The 19,075-nt window shown below is 55.7% G+C and carries 22 protein-coding genes; 11 read left to right on the top strand and 11 right to left on the bottom strand.

What is annotated here, in order from left to right; translation table 11 throughout:
* Positions 1-10 precede the first annotated feature (10 nt).
* The gene (gene folD / locus P1U45_RS06455; protein ID WP_301058284.1) at positions 11-889 is read right to left on the bottom strand and encodes a bifunctional methylenetetrahydrofolate dehydrogenase/methenyltetrahydrofolate cyclohydrolase FolD; all 879 of its coding nucleotides are present in this window, start codon (positions 887-889) and stop codon (positions 11-13) included.
* An 8-nt stretch (positions 890-897) separates the two neighbouring features.
* Positions 898-1,197 carry a YggT family protein gene (locus P1U45_RS06450; protein WP_301058283.1) on the bottom strand — a complete coding sequence of 100 codons (300 nt, stop codon included), beginning with the start codon at positions 1,195-1,197 and terminating at the stop codon, positions 898-900.
* Between the two features lie 321 nt (positions 1,198-1,518).
* Here P1U45_RS06450 and ttcA point away from each other — a divergent pair, with 321 nt between their 5' ends.
* Positions 1,519-2,433, top strand: coding sequence for a tRNA 2-thiocytidine(32) synthetase TtcA (gene ttcA / locus P1U45_RS06445; protein ID WP_301058282.1), 915 nt, complete (start codon positions 1,519-1,521; stop codon positions 2,431-2,433).
* A gap of 48 nt (positions 2,434-2,481) precedes the next feature.
* Positions 2,482-2,925 (top strand): hypothetical protein, encoded by a 444-nt coding sequence (locus tag P1U45_RS06440; protein ID WP_301058281.1) that lies wholly within the window; start codon positions 2,482-2,484, stop codon positions 2,923-2,925.
* Positions 2,926-2,930: 5 nt separating this feature from the next.
* Here the strand turns inward: P1U45_RS06440 and P1U45_RS06435 are convergent, their stop codons facing one another.
* From P1U45_RS06435 to P1U45_RS06410, 6 genes are all read right to left on the bottom strand, one after another.
* Positions 2,931-3,599 carry a carbonic anhydrase gene (locus P1U45_RS06435; protein ID WP_293610034.1) on the bottom strand — a complete coding sequence of 223 codons (669 nt, stop codon included), beginning with the start codon at positions 3,597-3,599 and terminating at the stop codon, positions 2,931-2,933.
* 58 nt (positions 3,600-3,657) lie between these two features.
* On the bottom strand, positions 3,658-4,428 hold the full coding sequence (locus P1U45_RS06430) for an SDR family oxidoreductase (protein WP_301058280.1): 771 nt from the start codon (positions 4,426-4,428) through the stop codon (positions 3,658-3,660).
* A 79-nt stretch (positions 4,429-4,507) separates the two neighbouring features.
* Positions 4,508-5,104, bottom strand: a complete 597-nt coding sequence (locus P1U45_RS06425; protein WP_301058279.1) for a hypothetical protein — start codon at positions 5,102-5,104, stop codon at positions 4,508-4,510.
* On the bottom strand, positions 5,104-5,754 hold the full coding sequence (locus P1U45_RS06420) for an HAD-IA family hydrolase (RefSeq protein ID WP_301058278.1): 651 nt from the start codon (positions 5,752-5,754) through the stop codon (positions 5,104-5,106). Before P1U45_RS06420 ends, P1U45_RS06425 begins: the two co-directional genes overlap by 1 nt.
* 152 nt (positions 5,755-5,906) lie before the next feature.
* Positions 5,907-7,373 carry an alanine/glycine:cation symporter family protein gene (locus tag P1U45_RS06415; RefSeq protein ID WP_301058277.1) on the bottom strand — a complete coding sequence of 489 codons (1,467 nt, stop codon included), beginning with the start codon at positions 7,371-7,373 and terminating at the stop codon, positions 5,907-5,909.
* Between the two features lie 161 nt (positions 7,374-7,534).
* Positions 7,535-8,050, bottom strand: a complete 516-nt coding sequence (locus P1U45_RS06410) for a response regulator (protein ID WP_301058276.1) — start codon at positions 8,048-8,050, stop codon at positions 7,535-7,537.
* Positions 8,051-8,227: 177 nt separating this feature from the next.
* Between P1U45_RS06410 and P1U45_RS06405 the strand changes: the two genes are divergently transcribed.
* Positions 8,228-9,724, top strand: a complete 1,497-nt coding sequence (locus P1U45_RS06405; protein ID WP_301058275.1) for a M20 family peptidase — start codon at positions 8,228-8,230, stop codon at positions 9,722-9,724.
* Positions 9,725-9,735: 11 nt separating this feature from the next.
* Positions 9,736-10,824 carry an aromatic ring-hydroxylating dioxygenase subunit alpha gene (locus P1U45_RS06400; protein ID WP_301058274.1) on the top strand — a complete coding sequence of 363 codons (1,089 nt, stop codon included), beginning with the start codon at positions 9,736-9,738 and terminating at the stop codon, positions 10,822-10,824.
* A gap of 60 nt (positions 10,825-10,884) precedes the next feature.
* Here the strand turns inward: P1U45_RS06400 and P1U45_RS06395 are convergent, their stop codons facing one another.
* Positions 10,885-11,427 (bottom strand): PRC-barrel domain-containing protein, encoded by a 543-nt coding sequence (locus tag P1U45_RS06395; protein WP_301058273.1) that lies wholly within the window; start codon positions 11,425-11,427, stop codon positions 10,885-10,887.
* Between the two features lie 260 nt (positions 11,428-11,687).
* On the opposite strand from P1U45_RS06395, the gene P1U45_RS06390 reads away from it, so the two are divergent.
* The 5 genes from P1U45_RS06390 to P1U45_RS06370 are packed head-to-tail and all read left to right on the top strand — an operon-like array spanning position 11,688 to position 15,170.
* Complete coding sequence (locus P1U45_RS06390; RefSeq protein WP_366144985.1) at positions 11,688-13,379, top strand: acyl-CoA dehydrogenase family protein; 1,692 nt, start codon at positions 11,688-11,690, stop codon at positions 13,377-13,379.
* Positions 13,380-13,422: 43 nt separating this feature from the next.
* Positions 13,423-13,884, top strand: a complete 462-nt coding sequence (locus P1U45_RS06385; RefSeq protein ID WP_301058271.1) for a GFA family protein — start codon at positions 13,423-13,425, stop codon at positions 13,882-13,884.
* A gap of 11 nt (positions 13,885-13,895) precedes the next feature.
* On the top strand, positions 13,896-14,234 hold the full coding sequence (locus tag P1U45_RS06380; protein ID WP_301058270.1) for a TfoX/Sxy family protein: 339 nt from the start codon (positions 13,896-13,898) through the stop codon (positions 14,232-14,234).
* 54 nt (positions 14,235-14,288) lie between these two features.
* Entirely contained in the window at positions 14,289-14,930 is a 642-nt protein-coding gene (locus P1U45_RS06375; protein ID WP_301058269.1) for a hypothetical protein, read from the top strand.
* Between the two features lie 15 nt (positions 14,931-14,945).
* Positions 14,946-15,170 (top strand): MJ0042-type zinc finger domain-containing protein, encoded by a 225-nt coding sequence (locus P1U45_RS06370; RefSeq protein WP_293610021.1) that lies wholly within the window; start codon positions 14,946-14,948, stop codon positions 15,168-15,170.
* Here P1U45_RS06370 and P1U45_RS06365 read toward each other — a convergent pair whose 3' ends face one another.
* Positions 15,171-15,800 carry a VTT domain-containing protein gene (locus P1U45_RS06365; RefSeq protein ID WP_301058268.1) on the bottom strand — a complete coding sequence of 210 codons (630 nt, stop codon included), beginning with the start codon at positions 15,798-15,800 and terminating at the stop codon, positions 15,171-15,173.
* A 151-nt stretch (positions 15,801-15,951) separates the two neighbouring features.
* Here P1U45_RS06365 and P1U45_RS06360 point away from each other — a divergent pair, with 151 nt between their 5' ends.
* Together P1U45_RS06360 and P1U45_RS06355 are read left to right on the top strand one after the other, a co-directional pair.
* Positions 15,952-16,158, top strand: coding sequence for a twin transmembrane helix small protein (locus P1U45_RS06360; RefSeq protein WP_301058267.1), 207 nt, complete (start codon positions 15,952-15,954; stop codon positions 16,156-16,158).
* Positions 16,159-16,737, top strand: coding sequence for a cob(I)yrinic acid a,c-diamide adenosyltransferase (locus P1U45_RS06355; protein WP_301058266.1), 579 nt, complete (start codon positions 16,159-16,161; stop codon positions 16,735-16,737).
* 66 nt (positions 16,738-16,803) lie between these two features.
* On the opposite strand, the gene P1U45_RS06350 is transcribed toward P1U45_RS06355, so the two are convergent.
* The gene (locus P1U45_RS06350) at positions 16,804-18,921 is read right to left on the bottom strand and encodes a TonB-dependent siderophore receptor (RefSeq protein WP_301058265.1); all 2,118 of its coding nucleotides are present in this window, start codon (positions 18,919-18,921) and stop codon (positions 16,804-16,806) included.
* Positions 18,922-19,075 lie beyond the last annotated feature (154 nt).

Raw genomic sequence — 19,075 nt, 5'->3', positions numbered from 1 at the left:
ATAGCGGAGACTAAAGCCCGCGGCGCAGTTTCGCAGCCGTGACCGTATTCACCAGAAGACCCGCAATCGTCATCGGACCGACACTGCCCGGAACAGGTGTGATCTGACCGGCAACATCCTTACAGGCTGCAAAATCAACATCGCCCACGACGCGGGTTTTGCCCTCGCCCTTTTCAGGGGCCGGAATGCGGTTAATGCCGACATCAATCACGCATGCACCCGGCTTCACCCAGTCTGCAGGCACCATTTTCGGGCGACCAACCGCAGCGACCAGAATGTCAGCCTGACGGCAGACCTCACCCAGGTCTTTGGTGCGCGAGTGAGCAATTGTCACCGTGCAGTTCTGCTCAAGGAATAACAGCGCAGCCGGTTTGCCAACCAGAATGGAACGGCCAATCACGACGACATTCTTACCTGAAAGATCATCGCCCAGCGCAGATTTGGCGAGGATCACACAGCCTGCAGGCGTGCACGGACGAATGCCCTTTTTGCCAAGCGACAGACGCCCAGCAGACGCTTCTGTCAGACCGTCTACGTCTTTGTTCGGAGAGATACGCTCAATCGCGCTGGCTTCATCGAGATGCTTTGGCAGAGGCAGCTGAAGCAGAATGCCGTCCACGCTGTCATCATTGTTCAGCGTTTCCAGAAGCGCTTCGACCTGATCCTGCGTCGCGTCAGCGGGAAGGCGGTGCGTGAAGGAATTCATGCCCGCTTCTTCGGTCATCTTGCCTTTATTGCGCACGTAGATCTGGCTTGCCGGATCTTCACCGACGAGCACAACCGCCAGGCCCGGCGTAAAGCCATGCTCGGATTTCAGGGCGGCGACTTCTTTGGCGACATTCTCACGAATGCCTGCGGCAATGGCTTTTCCGTCAATCAGCGCGCCCATGTTATATCCTATTGTACTTCAAGCGGAGAGATGAGCAGCCAGTACGCAATCCGGTCAATAAAGCCAAGCGCAAGCAGCAAGACGAGTGGAGAAAGATCGATTCCATTGAACGATGGCAGGAAACGGCGGATTGGTGCGAGCGCAGGCTCGACCAGCGCAGACCCAAATCGCAGGATAAACTGAACCAGCTGGTTATAGCTGTTCACCACTTCGAACTGAATCAGAATGCGTGTGATCAGATAGATAAAGATCACGATCTGATAGAAGAAGATCACATTGTGGATCAGCCAGTAAATCGGATAGCCCATGCTTCCAGTCCCTCATAATTTCGCTTCACCTATATTGAAGCGGTGAATAAACGCAATGCCACCTGATACCGCATCAGTCTGAACACTTTCTTCCTGCATGAACACAGCGTTTAAGTCCGGTTCAGACAGACTTTGCTTTATTGGCCCTGCCCGAACGAAGCTGGCTTGCGACGCATTTAACTGCGTCCTCACACACAACGCTCGTCAGCGGAATGTCTGGCGGCTCTGGCAGCTTTGCGCGTTTTCAGATAGGAAGCCCGTGAAAGCTTGCCAGAGCTTCAGACCAGAACACCCAGACATTCAGGATTTTTCGCCTTGGACATGCTCCCGGAAACCGCGCTCAACGACGATATGCCGACCCGCACCATCCGCTCCACCGTTAGGAAGCTGGATGTAGAGCGGAGCTTTCGTGCAGCCTTTGCCAATGCGCCCGATGGTGTCACCTTCAAGAAGACGCGCAAACGTCTTGTGCGTCAGGCGCTTGAAACCATCCAGACTTACGGGCTTGATACATCCAAGTCTTCCACCGAGCCTGCGCGTTGGCTGATCTGTCTGTCGGGCGGCAAGGATAGCTATGCGCTCCTCTCTATCCTGCTGGAGCTGAAATATCTCGGCGCTATTCAGGCCGAGCTTCTGGCGTGCAACCTCGATCAGGTGCAGCCGGGCTTTCCAAAAGAAATCCTGCCGAATTATCTGGATGGTCTGGAAGTGCCTTACCGGATCGAGACCGAAGACACCTACTCTATCGTGACGGACAAACTGCCGGCGCAAAAGACATATTGCGCGCTCTGCTCACGTCTGCGTCGCGGCATTCTTTACCGGATTGCGCGCGAAGAAAAATGCGATGCCATCGTGCTGGGTCACCATCTTGATGATGCGCTGGAAACCTTCTTCATGAACCTTTTCCACGGCGGACGCCTTGCTGCCATGCCGCCAAAACTTCTCAATGATGAAGGCGATGTGATGGTCCTGCGCCCGCTCATCCGGTCTGAAGAAGCAGACATTGAAAAGTTCGCAGCCGGCATGAACTACCCGATCATTCCGTGCACGCTGTGCGGCTCACAGGACGGGCTTCAGCGCATGCTGATGAAGGACATGCTGACCACTTGGGAGAAGAATAATCCGGGCCGGAAAGCGAAAATGGCGCATGCTTTATCTCATGCGCGACCATCGCATTTGCACGATGCGTCGATCTTCGGCTTTAACGAACTCTTACCAACCGTTGATAAATCTTAACGCGCGGTTTCGATAACACCTTAACGCCGTCATGGTAGGCGTTAAGGCATGAAACTGAAACTTTCCCATCTTCTGTTCGCCGCAGCCATGCTTGCTCCATCTGCAATGATGAGCGCACATGCGGCTGGCGCTGGCGGCGACCCGGCTGACCGTGCGGGCGCGCGCATCACCGGTTCTCAGGACTATATTGCTGTGACGGGCGTTCATGCGCCGATTGCAGGCGTGGACGGTTTCCGGTCTCTGATGGCGCTGGATGCGGGTATTGAAATTCATGACGACCGCGAACGTCGCCGCGCAGAAGCCCAGATGCCTCGTATTCGCGACGCGCTTCGCCGCGCCGTGCACGGCTATCTGTCTATGAGCTATGAAGTCGGCACCGTGCCAGACCTTGATATGATCGGCCGCCGTTTACAGACGGCCGTTGATCAGGTGCTCGGCGAAGGTGTCGCCGAAGTCACGATTGCAGCGGCGATCATTCACCGCAACAGCTAGGATGATTAGTGGTCGCAGCTCATATTGCCTGCGACCTCGGCTGCCAGATCCTGATAGCGCTCATCAACCGGTTCGAACCGGCCATCAGCCTCATCCCAGGCTGAAACACGACCTGTCTTAATGTCATAAACCCAGCCATGCAGGGTGAGCGTGCCATTCGCCAGCTTGCGCATCACGCTCGGGTGTGTCCGCAAATGCTGAAGCTGCAGCTTCACATTCTCTTCCAGAAGCAGGTTGAGCTTTTCGTCTTCGGACTTACCCGCAGACATTTCTTCCACGACATCCATCGCGCCTTGAGAAAAGCCGAGCCACTCTTTGACGTGTGGCAGATGCTGGACGCTATCGGGGTTCATAATACCCTTCATCGCACCGCATTCAGAGTGACCGCACACAACAATGTGCGGCACATCCAGAACACGCATTGCAAATTCCAGCGTGGCTGTCATGGCGCCGGTCTGGCTGGTGTGTGGCGGTACGATATTGCCCGCATTTCGGAGAATGAATAGCTCACCAGGGTCAGTCTGGGTGATCATTGCGGTTTCAACCCGCGCATCAGAGCAAGCAATGAAAACGGCTTCCGGAGACTGCCCTTTGGCAAGGCGCTCAAACAGCTCCTGCTTGCTCGGGTAAACCTCATTCTGGAACTTGATCACGCCTTTCAGAAAACCGGTCACTTCACTCTCCATCTAAAGACATCAAACTGAGGGAGCGCTTAGCACTCCCTCACGCAATTTACATCGCTGAAATGCCGCCATCGACTTTCAGTTCCGCGCCGGTGACAAATTTAGATTCATCAGACGCGAGATAAAGGACCGCATAGGCCACATCGTCCGGATCACCGACCTTTCCGAGCGGCACTTGGCGGGCCAGCTTGGCGAGCGCCTCGTCCGCTCCGAACATTTCCTTCGTACGGTCAAGAATTGGCGTGTCGATAAAGGTCGGGTGGACAGAGTTACAACGGATGCCGTTCTTCTTTTTCGCGCAATGCAGCGCGACAGATTTGGAGATCATCCACGCCCCTGCTTTGGCCGTGTTGTAAGCGACGTAATTGCCGGACGCGATCAGGCCCGCAATCGATGAAATGTTCACGATAGAGCCCGGCGAATACTCTTCCATGGCAGGGATGGCATATTTACAGCCGAGGAAGATGGAATCGACGTCGACATCCATGACCTTTTTGAATTGCGCATATGGCAGGTCTTCAACCGTACCGCCCGCGCCAATACCGGCATTGTTCACGAGGATTGAGAGACCATCCATCTCTTCAACAGAGGCAGTAACGACATCCTGCCAGCGCTCTTCGTCGGTTACGTCGTGCTGCATGGACCATGCGCTACCCGGATACATCTCGTTGATGCGCGCACAGGTGTCTGCTGCACCATCGCCATTGAGGTCGGTCAGCATGACCTTCGCGCCCTCTTTGGCCAGCATGGTGGCAATCGCTGCGCCAAGCCCCTGCGCTGCGCCTGTAACAATCGCTTTTTTACCGGAAACACGACCCATGACTTTCTCCCTCTGTCAGTTTGCGCGGACAGTGGAACGTGGGCGTTCATTTGGCAATGGGTTTTGGAGCGCGGGGCGCCTAGTTGTCCTGTAGCAGATAGACCCAGGTACCATCCTCGCGGATGGCCAGACGAAAGCCCGGATAGCTCTCGCCATTGCGGATACGCTCCAGCCCGTCCTCACCGATCAGATTGAGGATACGCGCACGCTCGGAAAAGGTGAGCCGGTCATGCTGTAGCTCTTCATTCGTCCGGCCCGCAAAGTCCGGCCAGATAAAGTATTTCTCTGCACCAAAATCTTTGACGGCATAGGGCTCGTCCAGAATCTGGAGCGTCGCCTCTACAGGGTCGATGCCGGCGCGTCGAAGCAGATACCAGTGCTCATAATGGCTGAGGTCGCCATAGTTGGACCGAAAGCCCTGAAACTGATCGGCATAGCGCGCAAGCTGGCGCACAGAATCACGTCCGAGAACATCAAGCAGCGCATTGCGCTGGGCCAGAACCGCTTCCGGAAGCTCTTCCGTTTCACTGCTGAAGACGGGCGGCGGCGCTGGCGCGTCACCGACCTCGCTCGCAGGGGCGCGCCGCGCATCGATCTCGTCAGACAGATCGCATCCGCCCAGCACAATAAGCACAGGCAGACAGCTAGCTAGAATGGCATGCCGGATACGCGTCATCAGAACTCCAGTCCGGTCGCCTCCGAGAGATCGCTGAGTAGCTGGGCTTCATTGAGCACCTTGATGGTGGTCATGCCCATGGCTCGCGCAGGCTTGAGGTTGATACCTAAATCATCGAGATACACGCACGCTGCGGGCTCAACATTCAGAGCCTCACACATCAATTCATATATTTTCGGATCAGGCTTACGCAAGCCAACCTTGGAGCTTTCGATCACATGATCGAAGTTCGCAAAGATTTCAGCCACCGCTTTGATCTTCTCGGGATCAGACGTCATGGACGGACTTTTGCCAATCGGCGCATTGTTGGTAATGCAGGCGACGGCGAAGTGTTTCTTGCAGGTTTTAAGCGCCTCGAACACGGCTGGACGCAGACGGCCAGACAGCAATCCCAGAACATCTTTACCCGGAATGGTGTAGCCCAGCGCTTTGGCCTCTTCAGCGAACGTCTTGTCAAACTCGTCTGGCGTGAGCTCTGAACGCTCCAGCAAGGCCCATGCATTTGTGTCCGGATTGATGGAGTTGATCTTCCGGATGATATCCTTTGGCAGGCCCTTTTCGGCCTCGTAATGGTTGAACGCCTCGAACGGAGAGGAGGAGAAAACGCCTCCAAAATCCCAGATCACTGCCTTAACGTTAGAATTCACCATGTCCGAACCTGCCTCCCGTCGGGTTTGTTGTTATGGCCACCTTATTGGACAGCCTCGCGGTCAAAACAAGGCATATCCGTGGGCGGGGCACCCCTCAAACAAAAACCCCGGAGCCTGAACTCCGGGGTTTTCGTTAAATCAACCGACGCGACTTAAGCGTCCGGCGTGTCCTTGCGATCGAAATACGCTTTCGTCATCGCCGCGACGAGTGGTGACATCACCAGAAGTGCAACGAGGTTTGGCGCGGCCATCAGGCCGGTCAGCGTATCTGCCAGCAGCCAGAACAGGCTGACGACGTCAGTCACCGCACCGCCTTCTTCAAGCATCAGAACGAACGCACCGCCGAAGACGACAACGATCCAGCTGATTTTGAATGCGAAAATGCTTTTCACACCGAACAGATATTCGCAGCAGCGTTCGCCGTAATAGCTCCAGCCGAGAATTGTGGTGAAGCCGAAGACAGCCAGACCAATCGCAACAATGTGGCTACCAATGCCCGGCAGTGCCTTTTCAAAGGCCATAACCGTCAACGGCGCGCCCGTCTCACAGCCCTCAGGCAGCATGACGAGATCCGGACGAATGAACGGTTCACACATCTCAGGGATCATACCCGATGTCAGAATGACAAACGCGGTGATCGAGCACACGACAATCGTATCAATGAACGTACCGAGCATCGCGACGATGCCCTGGTTTACCGGGTCATTGTTACGCGCTGCGGCGTGCGCAATCGGGGCAGAGCCCTGACCGGCTTCGTTCGAGAAGATGCCGCGCGCAACACCCTTTTGCATCGCCAGCAGCAGAAGACCGACTGTGATACCTGTAGACGCTTCACGGAAGCCGAATGCGTTCGTGATGATACGCATGAAAGCGTTCGGAACTTCAGGCGCGTTGATCGCAACAACGATGATACCAGCCACGAGATAACCAATCGCCATCGCCGGAACCAGCTTCTCAGCCACAGCCGCGATACGTGAGATACCGCCGAGGATCACAGCTGCCGCAGCACCTGCGAGAACGAGACCTGACACCCATGGTGCAACGCCATAGTTTGCGTTCAGTGCGTCAGCAATCGAGTTTGCCTGAATAGACGCGCCTGTCCCCCACGCGGCCAGAATGCCGAAAATCGCAAACAGGCTGGCAAGCCAGGCCCATTTCGATCCCATACCGTTCTTGATGTAGTACATAGGGCCACCCACATGGCGGCCCTCTTCATCAACTTCGCGGAATTTTACAGCCAGTACGCCTTCGCAGAATTTCGACGCCATACCCACAAGCGCCGTCATCCACATCCAGAAGACCGCACCCGGGCCACCAATGGCAATGGCAACCGCCACACCAGCGATATTACCCGTACCGATTGTGGAAGAGAGCGCTGTCATCAGCGCGCCGAACGGCGACACGTCGCCTTCATCCTTATTGTGGTCTTTGCTGAACAGCTGGCCGAAAGCGTATGGAATTTTGAGGATCGGCATAAAGCCGAGGCGAACAGTGAGATAAAGACCGGTACCGAGAAGGAGAAGAAGTACCGGCGGATAATCAATCGCACCAATGAGGGAGTCAGCAGATCCCCAGACGAGACCGTTAACGGTCTCAAGAATTTGAACGAAGCCGTCCATGATGTGCCCTTTAATCTTTTTACGGATCGGGCTGCCCCAATGCGCCCCGATCTCTAGATTTGAACGGCGCAGCCTAAGCTGTGATTTTCATCTGTCCAGCGACAAGCACGCGTATTTGATCGAACGCTCAATATCTGGACAGTCTGGAGGCGTCACCCGGCCTAGCCGATTTCGAACTCCTCATAATCGGCAACAACATCATCAGCGCGTTTCATCGGCCCTGTGTAGTGAGGATTCTTGAAGCGGCGCCTGTCTGGCCCGAAATAGTCCAGCGTACGGATGAAATCACGTCGTTTAAACGTCACCGCATCAATGCGGCGCGCCAGATCAACCGGCTTGAACGGCTTCACCAGAAACTCGTCAATTCCGGCGTTAATCGCCTCGATAATACGTGTCTTTTCTGAGTATGAGGAGATCACGATGACAGGCACAAAGCTGGTCGACCGGTCTGCCTGCGCGCGCAGCCAGCGTACAAACTCGAGCCCCGACGTATTCCCCATGCGCTGATCGGCAATGACGAGATCAAAACGGTGGTCACGATAAAGGTCCATTGCCTCTTCAATCGTGTTCGCTCCGTAGATTTTCTTGATGCCAAACGCTTCCAACGTCACGCTGATCAGGCGACGCATCTGTCGATTGTCATCCAGAACCAGCGTTCTGATAGTTTCTGTACTCAACTCTACCCCCAGGTATCCGGCCAGCAACGCGACGGGACTCCCAACCCTCTTCGTATTTAAGCCATCACCCAGATTACGCCCGTTATGGTGAATAAATTTCTACCAATTTTCTTGGGTTTTGCGCCGTTCGAGACAACAGTGTTAAGAATCATAAAAATATTCGGGAAGGTCATTAATATGTTGAAGCGGATCGGGCAGTTCATAGGACTGCTGGTGTTACTCGCCCTTGTTCTGGTTGCTGTTGTCGTTGTCAGAACAATGACCTTCGGTAAGAGCAATGACGCCTCCCGAATTGAGCTTCCAGCTGTTCCGGAATTCAGCTCCAACGAGATCGCCACACACCTTTCCGACATTCTCCAGCTACCGACCATCACCCTCACTGCGGGCGACCCGCGCCCGGGACAGGAAGGCCCGTGGCTCGAGCTGCGCGACTACCTTCAGACGACCTATCCGGCTTTCAATGCCGCTGCAGAACGCCACCTCGTGGCAGACCACACGATTCTTTATGGCTGGCAGGGCTCGGACACCTCGCTCGACCCGATCCTTCTGATGGCGCACCAGGACGTTGTGCCGATCAATCTTGGCACGGAAGATCAGTGGGACGCGCCGCCTTTCGCGGGCATCGTGCAGGATGGCTATGTCTATGGCCGCGGCACGGTCGACAACAAAACCTCGCTCATCACGATTATGGAAGCTGCCGAAGCGCTCGCGGCATCCGGCTATCAGCCGACACGCTCCATCTGGATTATGTTCGGCCATGACGAGGAAGTCTCAGGCTCAGGAGCGCAAGCTGGCGTCGACTTCTTTCAGGAACGCGACATCCGTATGGAGATGGTCCTCGATGAAGGCTATTTCATCGTTGATCCGTTTCCACTGACCGGCGCGTCGACCGGCGTGATCGGCATTGCAGAGAAAGGCTATGTCACCATCCGGCTGACATCTACCGCGCAGGGTGGTCACTCCTCCACACCGCCGCGCAATTCAGCAAACGTCCAGCTCTCCCGCGCGCTGGTCGCGCTGGATGAGCAGCAAATGCCGGCGGACTTCTCCCGCCCGCCCATGTCGGAAATGATTTCATCTGTCGCCGCAGACATGCCATTCATGACGCGAATGGCCTTTGCCAACCAGTGGCTGTTCCGCCCGATGATCGAAGACCAGTTTGCCGCTGATGGTGCCTCAAACGCGATGATCCGCACAACGACAGCGCCGACCATGATTTCCGGCTCCATCAAGGAAAACGTTCTGCCACAGAACTCCTACGCGCTGGTCAATTTCCGCATCCACCCGAATGACAGCGTAGAAACCGTGCTCGCACACGTCCGTGATGTGATCTCCGACATTGATGGCGTCACAGCTGACGTCGACCAGTCTGGCGGCATTGGCTCTGAGGCCTCCCCAGTCTCCCCGACTGAAAATCGCGCCTATCAGGTGCTGGCGTCCGTGGCGAGTGATGCCGGCGGCGGCGTTCCGGCCGTTCCAGCGCTCGTTTTGGGTGCGACGGATTCCCGCTGGACCACAGAAATTTCAGACAACATCTACCGATTTGCGCCCGGCGTGTTACCTATCGGCGATCTTCAGGGGTTCCACGGAACCAATGAGCGCATTTCAGTTGATAATCTCGAACGCATGGCACGCGGTTACGCGCAAATCATGGTCGCCATGTCGAGCGAATAACAGGTAGCGATATGGCAGACGCGGCAGCAAAAACCGGACAGACCCCAGAAGGCTGGCTGACCGATAGCTGGTATTTCATTTCCACATCAAAGGATCTGAAAGCGGGCGAACAACGCCGCGAAATCCTGCTTGGCCAGCCAATCATGGTTGGCCGGACAAAAGCGGGCGAAGCGTTTGCTATGCGCGATATCTGCCCGCACCGCCTCGTGCCGCTCTCTGCCGGCCAACAGGTCGACACCGATGGCGAGCCAACGGTTCAGTGCCCGTATCATGGCTGGCGCTTCGGCACCGATGGCGTCTGTAAACATATGCCATCGCTTGTTGATGGTGACCCTTACGGCCCGAGCAAGGTGAAGGTGCGTTCCTACCCGATCCACGAAGCCAAAGGCATGGTGTTCGTCTATATTTCGGACAATCCACGCTCGACCGAGCCGCCCGTCGTGCCGCCACCTGATTTCGGCGACATTCCGGACAAGCCGCGCTTTGTAGTCTCGGAAATCTTCAACGCTCATATGGATGACGCGGTCGTTGGCCTGATGGATCCCGCCCACGTGCCATTCGTGCATAACCAATGGTGGTGGCGTCCGCCTTCCACCGGCTTCAGAGTCAAAGAAAAGCAATTCGTGCCTAAGACACGTGGCTGGGCGATTGAACGCCACCAGCCATCGGGCAACTCGCTGGCGTATAAGGCGCTCTTTGGCGGCAAGGTCTCAACCGAGATTGCCTTTCAAATTCCGGGCTTCCGCTGGGAAATCGTTGAAAATGACAAGGCGACGCTGTTCACCCTGACCTGCCTAACGCCAATCGAAGAGAAACAGACCCGCATCACGCAGGTCACTTATTGGGCCAATGCCCCGCTTCTCTCTGTTATGAAGCCGATCCTCATTCCGGCCGCACGCATGTTCCTCAATCAGGACGGCGACATGGTGAACCTTCAGAATGAGGGCATGAAGTACCAGAAGAACATGATGTGGATTGATGACATTGATGTTCAGGCAAAATGGTACCAGGTGCTTAAACGCGCCTGGGTGAAGGCCCGCACTGAAAACGCCGAATTTGAAAACCCGATCGAGCCGCGTGTTCTGAGGTGGCGCAGCTAAGTCAGACAGAAAAAAGGCGCCGCATATGCGACGCCCTTTTCACTCTACACTCTACCTGACTTACAGGTCGATGTCTGTGCGCGTACCTGTCTCGAGGTCCACGCCGGTCTCGCTTGAGCCGATCTGGTCATCGATTTCGCCCTCGGACTCGTCAACGCCATCTACAAGATCGTTGTCAGACAGCGGATATTCGGACACGAGGTCTTCATCAAACGCTGGCAGATCAAGAAACTCTGCTGCGGTCATTTCCAGACGGATTTCGGACTCGTCTTCGTCACCCTGTGCGACGACTACGGTGTACTCGCTTTCAGTGACGAGGATCTCTTCGCCGCCGACTTCGAGGATGCCGCCCGTTTCCACCACGATGTCGCTGACAGCGCCATCATCGTTAAAGGATACGCGCTCGACTTCTCCGACTGGCTGACCTTCTTCATCAAATACTGGCTTATTGACCCAATCGTTGTCATCGGTGAACCCCGTCAGTGTGACGTCGGCTGCGACGGCGACGTCTGTTTCAGTTTTTGTGTATGTTTCCTCACCTGCAAAAGCCGCTGGTGTAATCATTGCGGCAGCAAGTGCCGTAGATGCGATAAGCGTTTTCATAGGATGTCCTCCTGTTTTGCTTTGGACCGTTGCGGACCGATGCAGAGAAAACGGCCAACCCCATCCGGCTGTTCCGTGGCGGGGTGCATTCTTAAATTTTTCTAATATTGGGAACCAATCATACGCGCGGGCACATGGCGTGCGCGTCGCAATAATGACGCAGAATAGCAAAAAAATCCGCGTCGCTGCGTCGCAGCATATGGTCAGAGCGGTATGAGCGCGCTAATTAAACCCATCTCTGGAGGAAATATAAGATGAACATGCCCGCAACGACGGCTGAAACTGCTTCAGCCAGCATTATTATGCCCGACCTCATCGCCTGCATGGATGAGGCCGTATCCAGCGTAGACCTCTATATTGCAGATGCGAAAACGGCGCTGAACGAACTTGTCTCCAAAGATGGCAAGATCGACCGCAAACTCATGGACGTCCATCAACATGCCGCTCACGGCTTTGGCTGGGTCGCGACCTATGGCGAAACGCTGCGCGAAGTCGCTGCATGGGCGCGCCGTCTGGACGACGAAGGCAAGTTTGGCGAAATCGAAGCGCTGCTTACCCAAATCCTGTTTCACGAATATTGCGCCCAGCTGATTGGCGGCATTCCGATGAACCAGGGCGAAACAATCCGCCCGTCCGACATTGGCGTGACAGCTGACGGAATGAAGCACCTTTCGTCTGCGGCGGTCCAGCGCTTCCTCAATGAGGGTAAATCTTCCGAGATCATGGCTGCCGCAGCCAAACACCTGCCTGATGCGCTCGGCCGTGCGACCGTCGAAAATACCGGCCTTGATGAAACGCTGGACATGATCCGTGACCAGTTCCGCCGTTTCTCGGATGACCGCATCGTGCCTTACGCGCACGAATGGCACCTCAAAAACGAATACATCCCGATGGATGTCGTCAACGACATGGCAGAGCTCGGTGTATTCGGCCTGACCATTCCGGAAGAATTTGGCGGCCTCGACATGGGCAAGACGGCTATGTGTGTCGTTTCCGAGGAACTTTCCCGTGCATATATCGGCACAGGCTCTCTAGGTACGCGCTCTGAAATCGCTGGCGAGCTGATCCTTATCGGCGGCACGGACGAGCAGAAAGAAAAGTATCTGCCGAAAATCGCGTCTGGCGAAATCCTGCCAACAGCGGTCTTCACTGAGCCGAACACAGGCTCTGACCTCGGCTCCCTCAAAACGCGCGCAGTTAAAGACGGCGACACATATAAAATCACCGGCAACAAGACATGGATCACCCACCCTGTCCGCGCCGACCTGATGACGGTGCTCACCCGTACAGACCCTGCGACGAACAATTTCTCCGGCCTCTCAATGTTCCTCTGCGAGAAGCCACGCGGCGATGATGCCACCCCGTTCCCGGCTGAAGGCATGACAGGCGGCGAAATCGAGGTACTCGGCTATCGCGGCATGAAAGAGTATGAAATCGGCTTTGACGCGTTCGAAGTTCCGGCCTCAAACCTCCTCGGTGAAGTCGAAGGCATGGGCTTCAAACACCTGATGGCAACATTCGAAGGCGCACGCATCCAGACAGCGGCCCGCGCGATTGGTGTGGCTCAGTCCTCATTCGAAACCGGTCTTCAGTATGCACTCGACCGCGTACAGTTCGGTCGCCCGATCTTCGAATTCCCACGCGTCGCCAACAAGCTTGTCATGATGGCTGCAGAGCTGATTGCGGTACGTCAGCTGACATACTTCTCTGCCCGCCAGAAAGACGCTGGCAAGCGTTGTGACCTTGAAGCGGGTATGGCGAAACTTCTGGGTGCCCGCGCGGCATGGGCTGCAGCAGATAATGCGCTGCAAATCCATGGCGGTAACGGTTTCGCACTGGAGTATCCGGTGAGCCGTCTCCTGCAGGATGCCCGCATCCTCAACATCTTCGAAGGTGCCGGCGAAATTCAGGCGATGGTCATCGCCCGCCGCGTACTCGACACGAAGAACTAATCCTGTAGTCATGAGCCCGGTCTCAAAAAAAGGAGCCGGGCCCATGACAGACTGGAAACTTCCATGGCATGCGCAATGCCTGTGCGGTCAGGTGACAATGACCATATCCGAGCCACCTATGGCGAGCTTTGCCTGCCATTGTCGTGATTGTCAGAAGCTGACAGGTGGCGCCTATTCACTCACCCTAATGCTTCCCGCGCACGGCTTTAGCGCCGAAGGCGAGACCGATATTGGCGGTCTGCATCGTGACGGTCTGCGTCATCATTTCTGCACACATTGCAAGAACTGGCTTTACACGGACGGATTCGTAGAAGGCCTCGTCAATTTCCGGCCAACTCTGCTGGATGATGCCAGCTGGGTTATCCCGTTTGCTGAAACCTTCACCTGCGAACAGCTTCCCGCCGCGCACACGGGCGCGACCATGTCGTTTGACCGCTTTCCTGACGAAAGTGATTTTCCGGCAATGCTGGAAGGCTTTATCAAGAGTGGTATTCACCCACGTTGAGAGGCATATGAATGGCCACGTCCCAATCCACCGTCGATTACATACTCGACCAGCTCTCTTCTGCTGGTGATGTTTCCGCGCGCAAAATGTTTGGCGAGTTCGGCCTCTATCGTGACGGCAAGTTTGTCGCCTCGGTCTGCGACGACACCCTCTTCATTAAGCCAACCAAGCAGGGCCACGCCTTTGCCCCTGAGCAAGAGATGGGGCCGCCCTATGATGGCGCAAAAGACCAGTTCATGATTTCAGGCGACCAGCTTGAAGATGCTGACTGGGTATCAGAGCTACTGCGCATCACGACAGCGGCTCTGCCGGCACCAAAGCCGAAAAAGAAAAAGCAGACGAAGGGCTAAAATCGTCTTTCAGAATATGCTCTGTTCGCAGGGAAATGACCGGAGAAACCTGCCATGCTGTCTATTCAGAAAATGGTTCCTTTGATTAGTTCTGCACTTTGCCTGGCGTGCCTGCCCGCACGAGCGGACACTCATCAGCCCGAAACCAGTATCGTCCGAACCAATCTTGCTGAAAGCAATTGCGAGATCGCCGACAGCGTAAACGCAGCGGGTGCACTGGTCTTCACGTGCACAGGTGAGGACGGCTGGACGCTATTTCTGCACGACTATCTGAATCAGATGACGCTCAGCCTTGAAAACGACGCTGGCGCGAACTCAGGTGAAATGAGGTTTGACCAGAGAGGCAGCGATGGCGAGCTCGGACAGCGTATTGAATGGGTTTATGCGGGTGAAACATTGCTGGGTCTGACAGTTGGGTATTCGGAAACGCCGCTCGCCGGTGAAGCCAACGGCGCATACAATGTCTACTCCATCGCAATAAAGCCGGACCAGACGCCCTCAGCCTGTGTGATGTCGCGTGTGGAATTCGGCCGCGTTCGCGGTGTCACCAGCGCCGCCCGGCAAGTGATCACCAGTATGGCTGACGGCTGGAACTGCGCCGAAGACGAGCGAATTGACTTCTCGCCTGAAACAATCAATGGACAACCATATAGTCAGGCCGTTCGCGAAGCTGCGCGGGCAAGGTCTGGCGAATAGATAAGGAAGTTCCTCATGCCTCAGTTTGATATGCGCGTCGTTCCGGAATCTGCCGTTGCTGGCATGGATGTGATCGAACACACCAAGGGTGCACCGGTCAAAGAAGGCGACAGCAACGAGACCTATCGCTGCGGCGCCTGCAAGACGAAGCTGTTTGTGAATGTCTCACACCATGATGCGCATGGCCTCATCGTGAAGTGCGGAAAGTGCGGAAAGATCAACGTCGATCCGCACCACTGATCACATCAGAAAATAGACGAGCGCCATACCGGCAAAGATACCGATTCCGAGCAGGAAGATTTCCAGCTCGTGGCGCTCGATAAACTTCTCTCCGCGCTCACCAAGCGCCATGACGATACCAGCTTCTGTGAAATAGCGGATCGCGCGTGACAGGGTCACCGCCAGAAGGAAAAATGCGAAGCTATAGCTCGCTGCACCAGCGGCCGCAGCGCCCAGCTGGAACGGTATTGGCGTAATCCCCACCATGAAGAGCGGCCAGAAACCATCTGCCTGAAGCTCGTTGGTTAGGTTCTGATAGGCGCCGGTCGCCTCGAACATGGCAAAGGCTGGCTGCAAGAGCGCCTCATCGGCCCACATGCCCAGAAAATACATCATCACACCGGCAATGACGTTACCGATGAGCAGCGCCGCGGCGACCTTCCATGCGCCGCGACCGCGGCTGGCCATAGCTGGCAGAAAAAGCGGCTCCATCGCGAACAGGATGATGGAGTTCTCAAGAAATCCGATAAACGCACACCAGGGCAGCGCCCATTTACTGTCCAGAAATTCCGAAACGCGTTGACGAAGGCCATTAGGCCGCGCCGGGTTTCGTTTGAAGAAGGGCAGCGAAATATCAGATAACGAAGTCATGAAAGACTAATGCGCGGCAGACACGCCAGTTTCATCACAGGCGACGTTTTCCTCAGCGCAAGGTGATGGCTGAATGTTACCCCGTGACAATTCACGCCTGTTCTTTTAGGTCCGTTGGGTCCATATCAGAGGCGTAAGAAACGGAGTTCTCATGGAACAGGCACTGACAATTGCCATGTATTGCGCAATGGCGCTTCTGGTCGTCATTCTGATTTTCGGCATCGTCAATCTGGCGCGCACCGACCCTGAACAGGCCTCGCGCTCGAACAAGCTGATGCGTCTTCGCGTCATCGTTCAGGCCATCGCGATTGCGCTCCTGGTCGGCGTCGGCATCGTGTCCGGAATGATCAGCTTTTAAATGGTAAAGCTGGACAAGATCTACACCCGCACGGGCGATAAGGGCACAACACGGCTGGCAACAGGTGAGCCGGTTCCAAAATGGTGCGCACGCGTGGAAGCCTATGGCGCCGTTGATGAAGTCAATGCAGCGCTGGGCCTTGCTGCCCTGCATGCGACTAGTGACAACTGGCTGAAAGACGCCATTCTCCGTGTACAAAACGATCTGTTCGATCTGGGCGCCGACCTCGCGACGCCCGACCGCGGCAAAGACCTTGGCTGGGAGCCTCTGCGCATCGTTCAGAAACAGGTTGAGCGCCTTGAAACCGAGATCGACGAGATGAACGCCGATATCCCTCCGCTGGATAGCTTCATCCTTCCGGGCGGTTCGCCGCTTGCCTCTTATCTGCACGTGGCCCGCACGACCGCCCGCCGCGCGGAGCGTCATGCTGCCGAAGCCTATAATGACGAGACAGAGATAATCTCTGATGAGGCTCTGGCCTTCATCAACCGTCTTTCAGACTGGCTGTTTGTGGCTGGCCGCCGCGCCAATGAAAATGGCGCAGCGGACGTTAAATGGGTACCGGGCAAGAACCGGTAGGTACCAACAAAAAAGCGGCGAACTTTCGTCCGCCGCTTTTCGTAATTTCAAACTTGAACCGCGCGCCTAAAAACGGCCAATCACGGCAAGGCGCGCATTGAGCGGCGCCCCGACGGACACCTGATGTGTGCTGTGCGCGTTCGGGAAGTAGAGCTCGTCTGTTGCGTTCTCGACATTCAGCTGCACGCGCAGAGTTTCTGACACATCGTAAAAGGCTGCCGCATCGATACGGGTATAGCTCGGCAGAACCGCGTTATTGCCGTTATCGATAAAGCTCTCATCCTGATAAGTCGCGCCGAGACCGAAGCCGAACGCTTCTGTCACTTGATATGTGCTCCAGACGGAGAACATATGCTCTGGCAGCTCGCGCGGGCGCAGGCCTGTAGGGCCGGACCGGTTCACAATCTCGCCGTCGAGGTTTGAATAACCTGCCGTGATGAACCAGTCATCTGTCAGATAGCCCTGAAGCTGGGCTTCAAAACCGGTGATTTCAGAATCGATCACATCCAGCGTAGACGGGTCATTATCTGCCACCTGCGGAGAGCTTTGCTCGATTTCGAAGATCGCAGCAGTCAGGCTGAGACCGGAGGCAAAATCCCATTTCACACCCGCTTCAAGGTTGGTGAAGGTGTCCGGATCGAGCGCATTGTTGGCGCCATTAATGTTGGCAAACTGCTCACCGGAACGCGGCAGGAAGGTATCTGAATAGCTGCCATAGAAGGAGATGTTCTCCTGCGGCTTCAGAACAACGCCAAGGCGCGGAGAAATCTCTTCGTCCGTACGTGACCGCGTATCGTTTGCAACAACGTTCAGAACTTCAATCTCGAAGCGGTCAAAGCGCGCACCAACGATCACATCAAGCCAGTCCGCGATCTCAATCTCGTCCTGCACATAGGCAGAGAAGACATCGACGCTGGCATGCGTGTCGTCATTCAGGTCCACAGTGAAGTCGTTTGTGGTGGTCAGGCCATTCGCATTCGTGCCGACGCCATTAATGAGGTCGATCGGGCGCTGGACGAAGAAGTCTTCCTGATCGTCCGCCGACTGATCAAAGAAGCTGTTATAGCGATCATTATTGTTCGTCGTGTCGATATATTCTGCACCCGCGACGACTGTATGGCCAAGCGGACCTGTCTCGAACTGGCCAATCAGATTGCCGGACAGGATGAGGTTTTCACGCTGTGTCGTGTCCAGATAGCCATCCAGCGTGACGATGTTCGTCACCGGGTCATAACCCGCTGCATAGAAATTCTGATACATCTTGTCATAGTCGCCATAGAAGGCGCTGACATTGGCTTTCAGATTCTCAGAGAAGGCATGGCTGACGGCTGCGCGCAGGATATGCGCTTCCAGAGTGGTCGTGTTGATGTCGCGGTCACCGAAGACAATGTCCTCAAATGCTTCGACCGGACGCCCGTCTGCGCCTGTCGGGATGCCGCGGTCGATGAAGCGTTCCTGATCGATATACTCGTAAGAGACATCCAGCGTCGTCTGCGGCGAGAGCTGGAAACGCGCTGTCGGGTTTACCGCGAAGATGTCACCCTCGAAGAAGTCACGATGGCCTTCCAGGCTTTCATACATGGCATTAATGCGGAACGCGGAGGTGTCGTTCGGGGAGATATTGTAATCGATCTGGCCGTTATAGCCGCCAAAGGAATTCAGGCCGATCTGGTAGCCTGTAAAGGCTTCGCCAATCTGACCCTTTTTGGTCACACGGTTCAGAATACCGCCCGTACCGCCGCGCCCGAAGAGAAGCGCGTTCGGGCCGCGCAGAACCTCAACCTGCTCCAGGTTGTAGAGCGGGCGATAATATTGGACGTCGTCGCGCACGCCATCGAGGAAGAAGTCCGCCGTCGAGCGCACGCCGCGGAAGACAACAGAGTCGCGGTGGCCTTCGCCCTGGGACGTAGAGACACCCGGCGTATACTCAACAATCTGGCCAATAGAGCTGAAGCCCTGCTCTGCAATCTGGTCCGCCGTCACAATGGACAGGCTCTGCGGCACGTCGATAATCGGCGTCGGCGTCTTCAGCGCGTTCACCTGATCTGTGTAGAGGTAATTGCCCGTCACCTCGACCGTGTTTTGCACCAGCGTATCGTCAGCGTCATCCGCCACAGCCGCAAAGCCGGAAAGCGCCATGGACAGCATGGTTGCGCCGAGAAGTCGATTGCCCAATCGTGTCATGAAATATTGCCCTCCCCTTTTGAGGGCTCCCTTTATGAGAATGATTTTCAGGCTCATTCGCAGAACTAAACACGATTATCAAGAGCAAATGCGAGTTACTCGCAGTAACAACTTGTCACACGTGAATGAGGGACTATCTCAGTCTCACCCGCCA

Origin of the sequence: Ponticaulis sp., assembly GCF_029210165.1 — a bacterium.
GTDB lineage: Bacteria > Pseudomonadota > Alphaproteobacteria > Caulobacterales > Hyphomonadaceae > Ponticaulis.
The sequence above is the reverse complement of the archived record's forward strand: the minus strand, read 5'-3'. Positions and strand labels throughout refer to the sequence as shown.

Coding starts and splice junctions, on each gene's coding strand:
- folD (WP_301058284.1), bottom strand. CDS start 889: ATGGGCGCGCTGATTGACGGAAAAGCCATTGCCGCAGGCATTCGTGAG.
- P1U45_RS06450 (WP_301058283.1), bottom strand. CDS start 1,197: ATGGGCTATCCGATTTACTGGCTGATCCACAATGTGATCTTCTTCTAT.
- ttcA (WP_301058282.1), top strand. CDS start 1,519: ATGCTCCCGGAAACCGCGCTCAACGACGATATGCCGACCCGCACCATC.
- P1U45_RS06440 (WP_301058281.1), top strand. CDS start 2,482: ATGAAACTGAAACTTTCCCATCTTCTGTTCGCCGCAGCCATGCTTGCT.
- P1U45_RS06430 (WP_301058280.1), bottom strand. CDS start 4,428: ATGGGTCGTGTTTCCGGTAAAAAAGCGATTGTTACAGGCGCAGCGCAG.
- P1U45_RS06425 (WP_301058279.1), bottom strand. CDS start 5,104: ATGACGCGTATCCGGCATGCCATTCTAGCTAGCTGTCTGCCTGTGCTT.
- P1U45_RS06420 (WP_301058278.1), bottom strand. CDS start 5,754: ATGGTGAATTCTAACGTTAAGGCAGTGATCTGGGATTTTGGAGGCGTT.
- P1U45_RS06415 (WP_301058277.1), bottom strand. CDS start 7,373: ATGGACGGCTTCGTTCAAATTCTTGAGACCGTTAACGGTCTCGTCTGG.
- P1U45_RS06405 (WP_301058275.1), top strand. CDS start 8,228: ATGTTGAAGCGGATCGGGCAGTTCATAGGACTGCTGGTGTTACTCGCC.
- P1U45_RS06400 (WP_301058274.1), top strand. CDS start 9,736: ATGGCAGACGCGGCAGCAAAAACCGGACAGACCCCAGAAGGCTGGCTG.
- P1U45_RS06395 (WP_301058273.1), bottom strand. CDS start 11,427: ATGAAAACGCTTATCGCATCTACGGCACTTGCTGCCGCAATGATTACA.
- P1U45_RS06390 (WP_366144985.1), top strand. CDS start 11,688: ATGCCCGCAACGACGGCTGAAACTGCTTCAGCCAGCATTATTATGCCC.
- P1U45_RS06385 (WP_301058271.1), top strand. CDS start 13,423: ATGACAGACTGGAAACTTCCATGGCATGCGCAATGCCTGTGCGGTCAG.
- P1U45_RS06380 (WP_301058270.1), top strand. CDS start 13,896: ATGGCCACGTCCCAATCCACCGTCGATTACATACTCGACCAGCTCTCT.
- P1U45_RS06375 (WP_301058269.1), top strand. CDS start 14,289: ATGCTGTCTATTCAGAAAATGGTTCCTTTGATTAGTTCTGCACTTTGC.
- P1U45_RS06370 (WP_293610021.1), top strand. CDS start 14,946: ATGCCTCAGTTTGATATGCGCGTCGTTCCGGAATCTGCCGTTGCTGGC.
- P1U45_RS06365 (WP_301058268.1), bottom strand. CDS start 15,800: ATGACTTCGTTATCTGATATTTCGCTGCCCTTCTTCAAACGAAACCCG.
- P1U45_RS06360 (WP_301058267.1), top strand. CDS start 15,952: ATGGAACAGGCACTGACAATTGCCATGTATTGCGCAATGGCGCTTCTG.
- P1U45_RS06355 (WP_301058266.1), top strand. CDS start 16,159: ATGGTAAAGCTGGACAAGATCTACACCCGCACGGGCGATAAGGGCACA.
- P1U45_RS06350 (WP_301058265.1), bottom strand. CDS start 18,921: ATGACACGATTGGGCAATCGACTTCTCGGCGCAACCATGCTGTCCATG.